This is a genomic window from Flavobacterium panici, assembly GCF_903819335.1.
Taxonomy (GTDB): domain Bacteria; phylum Bacteroidota; class Bacteroidia; order Flavobacteriales; family Flavobacteriaceae; genus Flavobacterium; species Flavobacterium panici.
Window position 1 is genome coordinate 56,611 of record NZ_CAIJDE010000060.1, and the last position, 14,871, is coordinate 71,481.

The following is a 14,871-nucleotide window of genomic DNA, read 5'->3' on the forward strand; positions in this document are numbered from 1 at the left end:
AAATGAAAATACCAACCCAAAATATACAGCATTTAACGAAAGAGAATTGGGACAAAGCGAATGCTATTTTACTAAAGAAAACGCTAAGCGAATTTGCACACGAATTATTGATTGTTCCAATAAAAAAAGCTTCAAAGTCATACAGTATTTCTTCGCCCGATAAAAAAGTCGAATATACTTTTGAAGCCAATATTTTAGCTTTAAATCACTGGTCAATTGCTGTAGATTCTATACAAAAGACAATTGAAGGAAAAAAATCATCTTTACGTTTGTTAGAATTTATTATCGAGTTTAAAGACACTTTAGGTATCAGCGAAAGCTTATTGCCAATGTATTTAGAAGAAATCACCAGTACGTTATACAGCACGGCGTATAAAATTGCAAATGAAAAATATACCTCGAAAAATTTATTAGAACTCGATTATCAAAAAATCGAACACGCCATGACCGAAGGACATCCGTGTTTTGTAGCGAACAGCGGTAAAAATGGTTTCAATATTGATGATTTTGAGACTTTTTCTCCGGAAGCCAATGCGCCTGTAAAATTATTATGGATTGCCGGACATAGGAGCAAAGCCACTTTTACAGCCATTGAAACATTAAATTATCAAAAAGTATTGGAACAGGAATTGTCTGCTGAAGACATTGCATTGTTTAAAAATGTACTTAAATCTCAGGATTTGAATATTGACGATTATTATTTCTTTCCCGTACATCCGTGGCAATGGTTCAATAAACTCGCTTTGATTTTTGCGCCCGATATTGCCGAAAATCATTTGATTTGTCTGGGTTATAGCGATGACGAATATTCGGCACAACAATCGATTCGAACTTTTTTTAATACTTCATCACCGGAGAAATTTTATGCAAAAACGGCACTTTCGGTAATCAACATGGGATTCATGCGCGGACTTTCTCCTTATTATATGGAAAGTACGCCGGCAATTACGAAATGGGTTGCAGATTTAGTTGAAAATGATTCCTATTTACAGCAAAAAGGTTTTACACTTTTAGGTGAAGTCGCAACAATTGGTTATCGCAATTTCTTGTACGAACCTTTAGGCCGAAGTATTTCGCATAATAAAATGCTGGCTGCATTATGGCGCGAAAGCCCGATTCCGAAATTAGAAAAAGGACAGGATATTATGACAATGGCGGCTTTATTGCACGTTGATCAATCCGGAAATGCCTTTGTATCAGAATTGATTCAAAAGTCGGGAATCAGCGCAAAAGCGTGGATCAGCCATTATTTAGAAGCTTATCTTTCACCTTTATTACATTGTTTTTACGAGCACGAAATGGTTTTTATGCCACACGGCGAAAACCTGATTTTAGTCTTAGAAAATCATATTCCGGTAAAAGCAATAATGAAAGATATTACCGAAGAAGTGATGCTTTTTAATGGAGAAATTCCGCTGCCCGAAAAAGCAAAACGTATTCATATCGATATGAAAGAACCGTTGAAAATTCTTTGCATTTTTAATGATATTTTTCAGTTTTATTTCCGTTTTCTTTCCGCCATTTTATCCGAAACCAAAACACTTTCCGAAGAAGATTTCTGGTCTGCCGTTGCCGATTGCATTCACGAATATCAGTCAGCACATCCACATTTGCAGGAACAATTTAAAAAATACAATTTGTTTGTTTCTGAATTCGATTCGTGCTGCCTAAACCGTTTGCAATTGCGAAACAATAAACAAATGTTAGATTTAGCAGATCCTATTGACAGTCTTCAGTTTGTTGGGAAATTGACAAATCCTATTACTGTATTTAGCAAAAAACTAAAGTCAGTTCCAGCATTATAAAAGTCATTTCTCGCAAAGTCGCGAAGTTGTTTTTGTCATTTCGACGAAGGAGAAATCTCCGCAAGTAACTCCGCAGAGAGAATCCAATCTTTGTAGAGCTTCTCGCGAAGATTTCTCCTTCGTCGAAATGACAAGATTGGGCTAAAAAACTTTGCGGCTTCGCGACTTCGCGAGATTATAACATCACAAATATTAAAAATAAAACTTTGCGCCCTGCGCCTTAGTGGCAATAAAAAAAACTATGTTCAAACGTTTAAAAAAAATATTACATACTGCAGAATCATTTGATTTCACCAAAGGAAGCATTAGAAAAGGAATCCTGATTCTCTCCATTCCAATGGTTCTGGAAATGGCGATGGAATCTGTTTTTGCTTTGGTCGATTTGTATTTTGTGGGACATCTAAAAGAAAGCAATTATGCGATTCAGGTTGTTGGTTTAACAGAATCTGTTTTTGCGATTATTTATTCGATTGCCATCGGAATCAGTATTGCAACAACAGCAATTGTCGCAAGGCGTATTGGCGAAAAGCAAACCCAAGAAGCTGCAAAATCTGGTGTACAAGCCATTATAATTGCAATTGCCATAAATGTATTTATCAGTTTAGGAGGATTTATTTTTGCCAAAGAAATACTCTTGTTAATGGGCGCTTCTGCACCTGCGGTAGTTTATGGCGTAAATTATACCAGAATCATGATGGCAGGAAGTATTTTTGTGATGCTGATTTTCCTGATTAACGGAATTTTCAGAGGTGCCGGAAATGCCATAATCGCCATGAAAAGTTTATGGATTGCAAATATTTCGAATATCATTTTATGTCCAATTCTCATTAACGGATTTTGGTTTATTCCCGCAATGGGCGTTACCGGCGCGGCTGTTGCAACCACAATTGGAAGAGGAATTGGTGTTTTATACCAATGTTATTTCCTGTTTTACGGACAGGGAATTTTAAAAATCAAATGGAATTACTTCCTGCCGAATTACAAATTAATTCAAGGGATTATAAAACTGGCAACTCCCGGAGTTTTGCAATATGTAATTGCTTCCTGCAGCTGGATTTTCCTGGCTAATTTGGTTGCCGTAACGGGTGGCGATTATGCTTCATCAGGTTATCAAACGGCAATCAGGATTATGATGTTTTTCATTCTTCCCGCTTGGGGATTAAGTAATGCCGTTGCGACTTTGGTTGGACAAAATTTGGGTGCAAATGAAATAGGAAGGGCAGAAAAAGCCGTTTATAAAACCGCCAAATACAATATGATTTTTATGGGATCTATTATGCTGGTTTGCTTTTTCAGTGCACATTATCTGATTTCGTTTTTTACAAATGACCCAATTATTATCAGGATCGCCGTAAATGCTTTACAGATTATAAGCGTTGGTTTTATTTTCTACGGTCTCGGAATGGTTTTAAACAATACGTTTAATGGAGCAGGAGATACCTGGACACCAACCTGGATCAACATTTTAGGATTCTGGATTTTTCAGGTTCCGTTTGCGTATCTTTTGGTTCATCATTATAAAATGGGACCAACAGGTGTTTTTATCGCGATTCCAACTGCCGAAACATTGATTACGATTTTGAGTGTACTTGTTTATCGACAAGGAAAATGGAAGAAGATTTTGGTTTAAGAAAATTTAATTTATTTCTTTTTATTCTCAAGCTGCACAGTGAATTTACCATAAAACGGATTATCAGCCATTTGCGAATGTCCAATTACCAAAATATAATTTCCTTTTTGTTCAAGATTTGTGTTCAGATCCATTCCGAAAGGCCCGTCTGAGCTTTTATCAGGAGAAATAATTTGATTGAAACGAATATTTCCTTTTCCGCCGGCTGGGATAATCTTTCCATTCAATTCACCTAAATCTTCATTTTTAAATTTCACATATATTCTCGAATGAATAGAATCTAAAGTGCCTTCAGCAATATAAAGATCTTTTTCATTCTTAAAATTCATGAAAATAGTATCACCAATTTGTTTGTTGTCTTCTTTGTTTTGCTTTACAACAACGGTATCTTTTGCAGCAATTGAATCTGAGGTCTGGACAGAATCGATTTTAGTTTCTTTTTGCTGACATGAAAAAAAGAGAATGGATAATAAGAGTATGGATATATTTTTCATTAGTTTATCTTTTAATATTCATCCCAAATTTAGTTTATTTTAAAATTGGGATATTACATAATAGCATTTGTATTTTTATAAAATCTTGATATCATGATTGGAATAATTAATTAAGATGCTGAAGATTTTGCTTATTTATGGGAATATAGATATTAAATGTAACTCCCTCATTTAAATTACCGTTTGCTGTAATAATTCCATTATGGTTATCTACAATTTTCTTTACAATAGCAAGACCAATTCCTGTTCCTGAATATTCTTCAATATGATGGAGTCTTTGAAATATAATAAAGACAATCTGGTTGTATTGTGGTTCAAAGCCAATTCCGTTATCCTTAAAAGTAAAATTCCAATAATCGCATACTTGCGGACTATTGGGCAGATTAAGCAGGCTGAATTCCTTATATTTAAGAATAGTGGATTCTATAGTTATATGTAGTTCACTATTTGGGATTGCGAATTTTAATGAGTTGCTGATTAAATTAAAAAGAAGCTGTCTAAATTGAAATGGTCTTATACATACAGGTATTAATTGCTTTACATTAAAAACAGCATTTTTTTGATATAAGGTATCTGAAAGTTCTGATTTTACATCTTCTATAATAGTACTCAGATCACTCATCTCATAGGGATGTTCCACAATACTTACTCTTGAAAAATTCAGTAAATCTTCTATAAGCTGCCTCATTCTTGTTGCGGAGACATGTATTCGTTTTAAATTGTTTTTTCCCGCTTCAGTCATCGTTTCCATCTCTTTTTCCATAATAATAGAAATGAAAGTCTGAATTTTTCGCAGTGGTTCCTGCAAATCATGACTGGATATAAAATTAAAGGCAAGTAGTTCTTTATTTACATTGAGTAATTCAACTGCTCTTTTTTCCTTTTCCGCATTTTGAAGTTCCAGTTCCTTATTTGCTTTAAGCAATGCTGCAGTCTGTATTTTTAGTTTTTCAACAAGCTCTTCTTTCTGAATTAATTCTTCGGCTTCTTTCAAGGCACGGATTATTTTTTGAATCAGCGATGAAAAATTACTTTTAGATACATAATCCGTTACACCTTCTTTTATAAGCATGACTGCATTCTCTTCTCCAATTGTGCCCGAAATTATTATAAAAGGTATATTAAGGTTATTGTTTTTTATCATTTTAAATGCAGAAACAGCATCAAATGAAGGAAGTGAATAATCTGATAATATAATATCCGGTAAAAATGTGTCAAGAGATTCTTCAAAAACTTTTTTTGAATCAACGATTTTTGACACAAATGTGAGTCCTGATTTTGTCAGGTGGCGGACTAATAAATCTGCATCAGATGTATTGTCTTCTAATATCAATGCTCTAATATCTTTTTTCATTTGTGAGAATCGTTGTTCGGTATAGTACTTAAATTCCTAATTGGCTGGCTGGCTCAATATCATCCAATACATTCCAAGTTCTTTTATTGCATTAAAGAAATTATTACTGTCTACCGGTTTTACAATATAGCTGTTGGCACCAAGACTGTAGCATTTTGCAATATCAGGATCTTCTTGAGAAGAGGTAAGAATGACAACCGGAATTGATTTAAGCATATCATCGCTTTTAACTTTTTCAAGCACCTGCATTCCGGACATCTTTGGCATTTTTAAATCTAAAAGAAGAAGCTTTGGATGCAATTTTGGATTCCTTTCAGAATAAATTCCTCTGCAGTATAAAAAATCAAGTGCTTCAGCACCATCTTTAACATGCAGGAGTTTGTTGGTAAAGCCGCTTTTATTAAGGGCACGTACTGTCAGTAAGGCATCTTCTATACTGTCTTCGGCAAATAAAATTTCAATATCTTCGTAATCCATTTTTATATTTTTAATGTTTAATATTTGGCAGGCTAAAGTAAAAATTAGCACCTGCATCAAGTTTTGATTCTGCCCACACTGTTCCCGAATGGCGGTTGACTATTTTTTGTACGATAGCCAGTCCAATACCCGTTCCTGCAAATTCATCTTGTGAATGCAGACGCTGGAAAACGCCAAACAATTTATCGTAATAGGCCATATCGAATCCTGCGCCCCAGTCTTTTACACTGTAAATAATTTTATCCTTTTCAAAGGTTGATGTAATTTTAATCCTGATTTCTGGTTTATATTTGGAATATTTAATGGCATTAGAGATTAAGTTGATCCAAACTTGTTTAATTAAAGACGGATCTCCATTTGAATGAGCAAGCTCTTCAATTTCAAAAATGGGGATATTTTCACCTTTTTCAACAGTTATTTCACTTATAACCGCGTTTACAAGTGCCAGCATATTTATATTGGCAGAAGACACTTCTTTACGACCTAATTTGCTAAAAGCAAGTAAATCATCTATTAATATTCCCATCTTATTAGAATTATTAATTATAGCCTGTATGATTTTTTTTCCATCATCATCTATTGAATCAGCATGATCCTCTATCAGGATTTGTGTATAACCATTGATCGCCCGGATTGGAGCACGTAAATCATGGGAAACGGAATAAGAGAACGACCCGAGTTCTTCCTGAGCTTTTCTTAGTTCGTCATTAGCCAGTGTAAGTTCACTGCTTCGTTTTTCCTGATAAGCAAGTTCCTTGTTTTTAACAATCAATTCTGCCGCCCTTTTTAACTTTTCCAATTTTCTTTTTTCTTTCAGAATCTTTTCAGAAGCAAGTTTCTTATTGGCTATTATAAGTTCAGCAGCACGTTTTTCCTTTTCCCTGCTTTGAATAGCCAGTTCTTTATTGGCATCAATTAACTCATTTGCCCGTTTTTCTTTTTGTTCATTCTGAAATTTTAATTCTTTATTTGCGATAATTAATTCTGCCGCCCGATTTTCTTTCTCTTTATTTTGAAAAGCCAGTTCTTTATTAGCAATAATTAATTCAGATGATCTTTTTTCTTTCTCTTCTGCCTGAACGGCCAATTGTAAAAACTGCGTTTTTGCAAGTGTTATATCAGTCGCTATTTTAAGGATTTTATACGGTTTTGACTCCGTATTAAAAATAGGATTATAACTGCCTAAAAACCATATCAACTGGCCATTTTTCGCCGTCAGGATAAATTCGTCCTTTTGGTAAATACCCTTTTTTAGATCGTTCCAGAAAAACTGATATGCATTTGATTTTGAATAGGAGGAATCAACTAAAAGACTGTGGTGTTTTCCCAGTAAATCTTTTGCAGTGTATCCCATAATTTTCAGGAAATTTTTATTGGCAGTCAAAATATTGCCCTCCATATCAAATTCTACAGCTGCATTTGTGGTGTTAATAGCATTGGTTAAATTTAATAAATACTGCTCTTTTGCATGAAGCTGTTCTTTAAGCTCAAAGATTTGAGTTTCTATTTGTTTTTTTTGAAATGCAGGTTCCCCGCTGTCAATAGCAGTATGGATTGTTTTTTTTGACTTCCTGATTTTCTGAAGCGGATTTTCTTCTGTAAGATGGTCTTTATTGGCTGGATGGTTTCCTTTTTGAAGGATTTCTTTATGGGAAAGGACAATTTCCTTATTACCATTTTTTTCTTTAATGCTCATATAAAGCGATGTTTTGTTTGAAAAATAATGGCAGTAATTTGCTGGAAAAGCACCTATATTTTAATAATTATCTGGATTAGTGGTCTTGAATTATAAATGAAGTAATTTGATATTAAACGAATGTAAGTAAATAAAACGGTTATACAAGTAATTATCTTAATATACAGCTATAAAAGGGTGTTATTAAAATGTAGAAATACTTTGAAAATCATTGACTTCTTCAGTTTACAAAAAGATTAGATAAGCATTTATAATAAATTAGTCAGTATATATACTAAAGAAAATTACAGCAGGTTAACAATACTTTTGATAAATGAGCTGTCACGATTTTGGATAAATAGTAGATCCAAATTTTCTAAAATTAGATGATTTAAATTAAAGAATTTTAATGATTGCGGTATTAATCCTCGTGTTTCATTTTTTTTAAAAAGACCAATTCTTTTCCGTATTTTTGTATTAATATTCTGATATTCAAGAATTTGATTTGTTTTTATCAGATTCATTTTTTACTAGCAGCCTTTCGCTATATAGGAATTCTTCCTTTAAAATTTAACAGCCTTTTTCATATATACCCTAATCTATAAGTTTAAAAACTTTTACGGGCAAAAATAAATTGATTTTCAAGAGAACTTTGCACCTTCAAATCTAGATGTTTGAATTTTAAAGACTTAAGAAAATAATTAAACACATAATAATTAAAAGGTTATGAAAAATAGATTACTCCCTTTATTTGTTGTTTTGGCTACCTTCTCGGCCCGTTCTCAGGTTGGTATTGGAACTAAATCACCAAATGCATCGGCCCAATTAGAGGTCACGACTAATGAAAAAGACCCATATGGTAATAGTACCAAAGGTATTTTGATTCCTAGGGTTACTTTAGAGAAAACAACTCAATTTGGTCCAATAGAAGGTGATCCAACTAAAAGTAATAGTTTACTGGTTTTTAATATTAAGGAACAGAATGATGTTACACCAGGTTATTACTACTGGTATGTTGACAGATGGATGAGATTTGCAGTTTCAGGTGAAGCTGGTTCGGGTACAGGAAAAAATGGTATGGATGGTATTCCTGGAACAAGATAATAAAAAAGAATTTTTAAAAATGTTTAAGAGAAAGTTCAAAGACAAATTTGAATTTTATCAGGACTCTTTTTCATTATGCAATGAAAGTAAATTGACCGATTATCAACGATGTATATTTGTTGTTTATAATCAGACAGAGTTGATGGATTTTTTCAAATTGGAAAAAGAAGGAATAAATGTGATGCTTTTTTTATCTAATAAATACCTGCATGATTGTATCTCTTTTTTTGACGATACCACAAACTTAAAATTGATAGACGCTTCAAAATCCAGAACAGAAATTTTAGATGATTTAAAATCCTATTTTTATAGTTCAAGAATTGCTGAAAGTTGATGTAAAGCTGTGATTAAATATAGTATTTCCTCGATAAATATAACGAAAAAGAGATACAAATTTATTCAAAGAATAGTCTGGAAATTGAATTAAAAAAAACGAGTTAAGTTATTGATAAATAATACTTAACTCGTTTTTTTTTTTATATTGTGATATTTTGCTTCTCTATTTGCCGATGCAGAAATTAGCAAAAATATTCCCCAGTAATTCATCATTTGACACCTGGCCTGTAATAAGCCCAAATTGGTATAAAGCCTCACGAATATCAAGCGCAATTAAGTCACTTGAAAGATTGGTTTCAAGACCAAATTTTACTTTTTGTATTTCATCTAAAGCTTTTAATAAGGAATCATAATGTCTTGTATTTGTGACAATAGTTTCGTTGTTTCTTAAAGCTCCGGTATTTACAAAAGATAGTAATTTGTCTTTCAATTCCTCAACGCCAATTTTTTCTTTGGCAGAGATTTTTAAAAGCGTTAATTCCAGAGTTTCCAGTTTTTTATTGATCAAATCAATTTCATTTTCACTCAATAAGTCAACTTTATTTATAACAACCAAAATTGGTTTTAGAGGATATTTATTTTTAACTTTTTCAATTTCGACAATATAGTCAGAACCTGAAACCTGAAATTTGAAACCATCAAACAAGAAGATTACAACTTGTGCCTGTTCAATTTTTTCAAAAGTTTTTTTGATTCCAATGCTTTCTACAACATCTTTAGTTTCACGGATTCCGGCCGTATCGATAAATCTAAAACCAACTCCGCCAATAACTAATTCATCTTCAATAGTATCACGTGTTGTTCCGGCAATGTCAGAAACAATGGCGCGTTCTTCATTTAATAAAGCATTCAATAAAGTCGATTTACCCACATTTGGTTCACCCACAATGGCAACAGGGATTCCGTTTTTAATAACATTTCCAACAGCAAACGAATCAATTAAACGTTTTAAAACAAATTCAATACGATTTAATAACTCATGAAACTGCGTTCTGTCTGCAAATTCTACATCTTCTTCTGCAAAGTCTAATTCCAGTTCAATTAAAGAAGCAAAATTCAAAAGTTCTTCACGTAATTTGGCAATTTCATTGCTGAAACCACCGCGCATTTGCTGCATGGCAATTTGGTGAGACGCTTCATTATCAGACGAAATTAAATCGGCAACAGCTTCTGCCTGCGATAAATCCAGTTTTCCGTTTAAGAAAGCTCTTAGCGTAAATTCTCCCGCATCAGCCATTCTGCAGCCTTTTCGCAATAATAACTGAATAATCTGCTGTTGAATATAAGTAGATCCGTGACATGAAATTTCAATCGTATCTTCGCCTGTATACGAGTTTGGTCCTTTAAAAACAGAAACTAAAACTTCATCAAATGTTTTTTCATTGTCCATAATATGACCCAAATGCAGCGTATGTGTTTTTTGCTTTGTTAAGTCTTTGTTTTTTATGGATTTAAAAACAGAATTTCCTATTGAAATAGCTTCAGCGCCCGAAATACGAATGATAGCAATAGCTCCGGCTCCAGATGGAGTTGCTAATGCTACTATAGAATCTTGATTTATCATGGTACAAAGGTAAGAAAAAAGCAGAAAAATCTAAAGCCTTAATCACAGGTTAGTTATCCTGTTTAAACGTTGAAAACGGTAATTATTTAAGAAATCATTAACTGTTAAATTCCTGATAATTATCAGGTTGTTTTGGATTTAGAATGATTAAATTTGAGTAACAAACCTATAATCTGAAATAAAATGAAAAAGATATTATTCCCTACCGATTTTTCTGAAGCAGCTACAAATGCGTTTGTACATGCTTTAGAATTTGCAAAAGTTGTAAAAGCCGAACTTATTTTATTGCATACATTTGAGATTCCGGTTTATGACAGCCAGTTTTTTCCAGAAAATTATGCATCAATATACAGTTCTATAGAATTGGCAAAATTTGAAATGTTTAAGGATGAAATTCCAAAACTTCGTGCAATTGCAGCCGAACGTAATCTTGATAACATTGTAATTAAACACCGACTGATGGACGGTGACTTGGTTTATAACCTGAAAAATGCGGTTGAAGAAGATGAAATTGATTTTGTAATAATGGGAACTACAGGCGTTTCTGACTGGACAAAATTCTTTACCGGATCTAATACAAATTCGGTAATTTCAGAAGTAAAAGTTCCGGTTTTATGTGTTCCTATTGATGCAAAATTCAAGAAAATTAAAACCATTGGTTTTACGACAAAATATCGTGAAAAAGATAAAGCTGAACTTAGAAAAGTACTTAAAATAGCTAAAAAAACAGATGCAAAAGTAAAAAGCCTTTATGTTAGATCTTCAAGTACAGATGTGACTGATATGACTATTAAAGAATGGCAGACTGAATTTGCTAATGAAAATGTAGAGTTCCTGGTGTTGCCAAGCGATGAAGTAAAAGAAACAATTCTTGATTTTGTACTTTTTAAAGACATCGATATCTTAACTACAATTAAGCATAAACGATCTTTCCTTGAATCTATTTTTGATTCAGGTTTTAGTCAGAAAATCACAAAAGAAGTTTCTATTCCAGTATTGATAATGCATGAGAATTAAAATTCTACTTTAAATGAATAGCTTTTTTGGAAGTGTAAAACCTATATTTGTATTTCATTAAATTTAAAAAATGGAAATATATTTAAGCAAGGTCGAACATTATTCAAAAGTTTTTAATCAAACCAGCAAAAGGTACAACAGCATAAGTCTTCTGCGACTTTTAAGCATATTTTTTTGTTTGTTTATGTTGTTTTATTACATCAAAACTAATGAAATTGGATATGCAGTAACTGCTTTTTTATCTTTTGCCGGTTTTCTTTTTTTAATGCGAATTCATTCGAAATTATCTTTTAAAAGAGAATTGATAAAAGCTATTTTGAAAATCAATGAAGATGAAATATCCTATTTAAAAAGAGAAAAACTTCCTTTTGAAAACGGAATTGAATTCAACGATTTTCACCATCCATATGCTTATGATCTGGATATTTTTGGAGAACATTCCTTATTTCAAAATTTAAATCGAACCGCTGTTTTTATCGGTAAAAAGACATTGGCAGATAAATTATTAAGCTTATCATCTAATGAAGTTATTCTTGAAAATCAGGAAGCCATAAATGAATTAAAAACGAAGATAGACTGGCGTCAGGATTTTGAAGCTCTTGCCATTGTCAGTACTGACAGTAAAAGTGCTTATGACTCATTAATTCATTGGATTTCATTTAAAAATAATTCTTTATCTAAAGTTTTAATTTCACTTTCAATTATCCTTCCGGCATTATTTTTTGGTTTTGTAATTGCTTATTTTATTACTTCAAAAGCAATACTTTTATCTTACGCGACTTATATTTTTATTTTCAATTTGATTGTTTTAGGAAGATCATTAAAACGAATTCAATCTGAAATTGCCAAAGCAGATAATATTGATAAAACAATTAAACATTATAGTTTATTAGTTCAAAAAATAGAATTGGAAAAATTTGAATCTAAAAAACTTATTGCATTACAAAAACAGTTGGTTTCTAAAAATATATCGGCAAGTTCTCATTTAAAACAATTGTCAGAGCTGTTCTCGAGAATGGATACGATAAGCAATTTTGTTACGGCTATTGTTTTTAACGGATCATTTTTATTTAACCTGCATGTTTTAAAAGCGCTTTTAAAATGGAAAGAAGATTATGCTCATGAACTGGAGAACTGGATTAATATTATTGGAGAATTTGAAGCTTTAAATAGTTTTGCAAATTTAGCGTTCAACAATGCAGATTTTGTTTTTCCGGAAATCAATTCAGAATATAAAATTGGATTTGAAAATTTAGGTCATCCGTTATTAAATCCAGCGACCAGAGTAGGGAATGATACTCATTTTTATCCGGAATCTTTTATGATTTTAACCGGATCTAATATGTCCGGAAAAAGTACTTTTTTAAGAAGTTTAGGAATCAATATGGTTCTTGGCGGAATCGGTTCAGTTGTTTGTGCTTCAAAAGCTAATATCCATCCACTTCCAGTTTTAGTTTCAATGCGATTATCTGATTCTTTGGCGGACAGTGAATCATATTTCTTTGCAGAAATTAAGCGTTTAAAACAGATTATGGATGCCCTGGAAGAAGGTCCTGCTTTTGTTTTATTAGATGAAATTTTAAGAGGAACAAATTCTGATGATAAACGTAACGGAACTATTGAAGTGGTTAAAAAAGTAATTGCAAAAAAAGCAATTGGAGCCATAGCAACACACGATATCGAAGTCTGCTTAACAACTAACGAATATCCTCAAACTTTAACGAATCAATGTTTTGAAGTCGAAATTCAAAATAATGAACTTCATTTTGATTATAAACTCCGCAGCGGAATCTGTAAAAATAAAAGCGCGACTTTTTTAATGCAGAAGATGGGAGTTATATGATTTTAGATTTTAGAATATAGATTTTAGAATATAGATTTTAGATTCGAGCTGAATGTTTTTTAACGCAAAGCACGCTAAGTTTTTTTTGCAATAGTTTGTATTTACAATATGAAAAGTTCGCAAAGGTTTGTACTCACCAAGCTTTGCGAACTTTTTTTATAAAATTTTATATGCAAAAAAAACTTAGCGTGCTTTGCGTTAAAACTACACATTAAGTTTTTGTTTCAAATTTTGAAATAATAGTTAAATTAACATAAATCCAAGATGATTTTTTTTCAAAATAGGGATCAAAAAATAACTTAGAAACACATCAAAAGCTTATCAAATTATCACATTTACTATTAAAAACGTTAATATAGTCAAAATGGAAATAAGTGAGTAAAATACCGTGATTACTGATAATTCTGTTTTATTTTGGGAGAAAAAAATCATTTTTTTGAAAATAAATTTTACTAAAACGATTTTGTTGGTTTCGTTTGCTATATTTGCCATGTACTAAAATAGTCAAGAATATAAATAATACCTGATGAAAAAGATTACAATTAAAGATATTGCTAAACAGGCAGAGGTATCTATTTCTACAGTATCTTTTGTTATCAATGGTAAAGGAGAGAAAATGGCGATAAGTCCGCCGGTAATAAAAAAAGTTCAGGAAGTTGCTCAAAAACTTCAGTATAAACCAAGCATGATTGCGAGCAGTTTGAGAACTGGAAAAACAAGATCAATTGGACTTATTGTTGAAGATATAGCCAACCAGTTTTTTGCAGATTTGGCAAGAGTAATTGAAGATGAAGCAAAAAATATAGATTACAGGGTTTTTTATTGCAGTACAGGTGATGATAATGATCGATCTGAAGAATTAGTTCAAAGTTTATTGCAGGCAAATGTTGAAGGATTTATTATTACACCAACAAAAAATTTAGAGCGAACCATTGGTATGCTTTTAAAAATGCAAAAACCGGTGGTATTAATTGACAGATATTTTGCCAATCAAAAAGTAAGTCACGTCGCAATGGATAATTATGAAGGTTCTTATTCTGCTGTTAAGTATTTAATTGAAAAAGGTCGAAAAAATATAGCCGTTGTAAATATTAAAACTGGAATGATCCAGATGAAATTACGGGAAAAGGGATATATAGAAGCTTTAAAAGAAGAAGGAATTTATAATGAAAATTTTACGCTGCATTTAGAATATCAGGTAAGTGAAAAAAGCAGGATTGATTCTATTACAAAATTTTTTAAAGAAAATCCTGAGATTGATGCTGTATTGTTTTTATCTAACTATTTGGGACTTGCCGGGCTTCAGGCCTGCAGAATTTTAAATTATAAAATTCCGGAAGATATTGCTGTAATAAGTTTTGATGATCATGACAGTTTCGAACTCCATACGCCAATGATTTCAGTAATTGCTCAGCCTATTGAAGAAATAGCCGTAAAATCAATACAATTGCTGATGAGCCAAATGACAAATTATGAAGATTTTAAAATAGAAAAAGTTCTCAAAAAAGGAAAATTGATTATTAGGGAATCAGTTTAAGAGAAAAAGTAAAAATAAGAAGAAGGCTATTTTTT

The 14,871-nt window shown here is 32.1% G+C and carries 12 protein-coding genes; 7 read left to right on the forward strand and 5 right to left on the reverse strand.

Going from position 1 to position 14,871, the window contains the following annotated elements; all coding sequences use genetic code 11:
- Window positions 1–2 precede the first annotated feature (2 nt).
- Window positions 3–1,805, forward strand: a complete 1,803-nt coding sequence (locus FLAPXU55_RS19715; RefSeq protein WP_180860543.1) for an IucA/IucC family protein — start codon at window positions 3–5, stop codon at window positions 1,803–1,805.
- 241 nt (window positions 1,806–2,046) lie between these two features.
- The gene (locus tag FLAPXU55_RS19720) at window positions 2,047–3,435 is read left to right on the forward strand and encodes an MATE family efflux transporter (RefSeq protein WP_180860546.1); all 1,389 of its coding nucleotides are present in this window, start codon (window positions 2,047–2,049) and stop codon (window positions 3,433–3,435) included.
- Window positions 3,436–3,446: 11 nt separating this feature from the next.
- On the opposite strand, the gene FLAPXU55_RS19725 is transcribed toward FLAPXU55_RS19720, so the two are convergent.
- The 4 genes from FLAPXU55_RS19725 to FLAPXU55_RS19740 all read right to left on the reverse strand — a co-directional run bounded on the left by FLAPXU55_RS19725 (window position 3,447) and on the right by FLAPXU55_RS19740 (window position 7,456).
- On the reverse strand, window positions 3,447–3,929 hold the full coding sequence (locus FLAPXU55_RS19725; RefSeq protein ID WP_180860549.1) for a hypothetical protein: 483 nt from the start codon (window positions 3,927–3,929) through the stop codon (window positions 3,447–3,449).
- A gap of 106 nt (window positions 3,930–4,035) precedes the next feature.
- Window positions 4,036–5,283, reverse strand: a complete 1,248-nt coding sequence (locus tag FLAPXU55_RS19730; protein ID WP_180860551.1) for a hybrid sensor histidine kinase/response regulator — start codon at window positions 5,281–5,283, stop codon at window positions 4,036–4,038.
- A 36-nt stretch (window positions 5,284–5,319) separates the two neighbouring features.
- Window positions 5,320–5,760: a response regulator gene (locus tag FLAPXU55_RS19735; RefSeq protein WP_180860554.1), complete on the reverse strand. Its 441-nt coding sequence runs from the start codon at window positions 5,758–5,760 to the stop codon at window positions 5,320–5,322.
- Between the two features lie 10 nt (window positions 5,761–5,770).
- On the reverse strand, window positions 5,771–7,456 hold the full coding sequence (locus tag FLAPXU55_RS19740) for a PAS domain-containing sensor histidine kinase (RefSeq protein ID WP_180860557.1): 1,686 nt from the start codon (window positions 7,454–7,456) through the stop codon (window positions 5,771–5,773).
- 738 nt (window positions 7,457–8,194) lie between these two features.
- On the opposite strand from FLAPXU55_RS19740, the gene FLAPXU55_RS19745 reads away from it, so the two are divergent.
- Both FLAPXU55_RS19745 and FLAPXU55_RS19750 read left to right on the forward strand, forming a co-directional pair.
- Window positions 8,195–8,539 carry a hypothetical protein gene (locus tag FLAPXU55_RS19745; protein ID WP_180860560.1) on the forward strand — a complete coding sequence of 115 codons (345 nt, stop codon included), beginning with the start codon at window positions 8,195–8,197 and terminating at the stop codon, window positions 8,537–8,539.
- Window positions 8,540–8,558: 19 nt separating this feature from the next.
- Window positions 8,559–8,873: a hypothetical protein gene (locus FLAPXU55_RS19750; RefSeq protein WP_180860562.1), complete on the forward strand. Its 315-nt coding sequence runs from the start codon at window positions 8,559–8,561 to the stop codon at window positions 8,871–8,873.
- 165 nt (window positions 8,874–9,038) lie between these two features.
- On the opposite strand, the gene mnmE is transcribed toward FLAPXU55_RS19750, so the two are convergent.
- A complete protein-coding gene (mnmE, locus tag FLAPXU55_RS19755) occupies window positions 9,039–10,439 on the reverse strand; it encodes a tRNA uridine-5-carboxymethylaminomethyl(34) synthesis GTPase MnmE (RefSeq protein WP_180860564.1) in 1,401 nt (466 codons plus the stop codon).
- A 183-nt stretch (window positions 10,440–10,622) separates the two neighbouring features.
- Between mnmE and FLAPXU55_RS19760 the strand changes: the two genes are divergently transcribed.
- From FLAPXU55_RS19760 to FLAPXU55_RS19770, 3 genes are all read left to right on the forward strand, one after another.
- Window positions 10,623–11,456, forward strand: a complete 834-nt coding sequence (locus FLAPXU55_RS19760) for a universal stress protein (RefSeq protein ID WP_053472669.1) — start codon at window positions 10,623–10,625, stop codon at window positions 11,454–11,456.
- 70 nt (window positions 11,457–11,526) lie between these two features.
- Window positions 11,527–13,299 (forward strand): MutS-related protein, encoded by a 1,773-nt coding sequence (locus FLAPXU55_RS19765; RefSeq protein WP_180860566.1) that lies wholly within the window; start codon window positions 11,527–11,529, stop codon window positions 13,297–13,299.
- A 526-nt stretch (window positions 13,300–13,825) separates the two neighbouring features.
- Complete coding sequence (locus FLAPXU55_RS19770) at window positions 13,826–14,836, forward strand: LacI family DNA-binding transcriptional regulator (RefSeq protein WP_180860568.1); 1,011 nt, start codon at window positions 13,826–13,828, stop codon at window positions 14,834–14,836.
- The last annotated feature ends 35 nt before the right edge of the window (window positions 14,837–14,871 follow it).

Coding starts and splice junctions, on each gene's coding strand:
- FLAPXU55_RS19715 (WP_180860543.1), top strand. CDS start 3: ATGAAAATACCAACCCAAAATATACAGCATTTAACGAAAGAGAATTGG.
- FLAPXU55_RS19720 (WP_180860546.1), top strand. CDS start 2,047: ATGTTCAAACGTTTAAAAAAAATATTACATACTGCAGAATCATTTGAT.
- FLAPXU55_RS19725 (WP_180860549.1), bottom strand. CDS start 3,929: ATGAAAAATATATCCATACTCTTATTATCCATTCTCTTTTTTTCATGT.
- FLAPXU55_RS19730 (WP_180860551.1), bottom strand. CDS start 5,283: ATGAAAAAAGATATTAGAGCATTGATATTAGAAGACAATACATCTGAT.
- FLAPXU55_RS19735 (WP_180860554.1), bottom strand. CDS start 5,760: ATGGATTACGAAGATATTGAAATTTTATTTGCCGAAGACAGTATAGAA.
- FLAPXU55_RS19740 (WP_180860557.1), bottom strand. CDS start 7,456: ATGAGCATTAAAGAAAAAAATGGTAATAAGGAAATTGTCCTTTCCCAT.
- FLAPXU55_RS19750 (WP_180860562.1), top strand. CDS start 8,559: ATGTTTAAGAGAAAGTTCAAAGACAAATTTGAATTTTATCAGGACTCT.
- mnmE (WP_180860564.1), bottom strand. CDS start 10,439: ATGATAAATCAAGATTCTATAGTAGCATTAGCAACTCCATCTGGAGCC.
- FLAPXU55_RS19760 (WP_053472669.1), top strand. CDS start 10,623: ATGAAAAAGATATTATTCCCTACCGATTTTTCTGAAGCAGCTACAAAT.
- FLAPXU55_RS19765 (WP_180860566.1), top strand. CDS start 11,527: ATGGAAATATATTTAAGCAAGGTCGAACATTATTCAAAAGTTTTTAAT.
- FLAPXU55_RS19770 (WP_180860568.1), top strand. CDS start 13,826: ATGAAAAAGATTACAATTAAAGATATTGCTAAACAGGCAGAGGTATCT.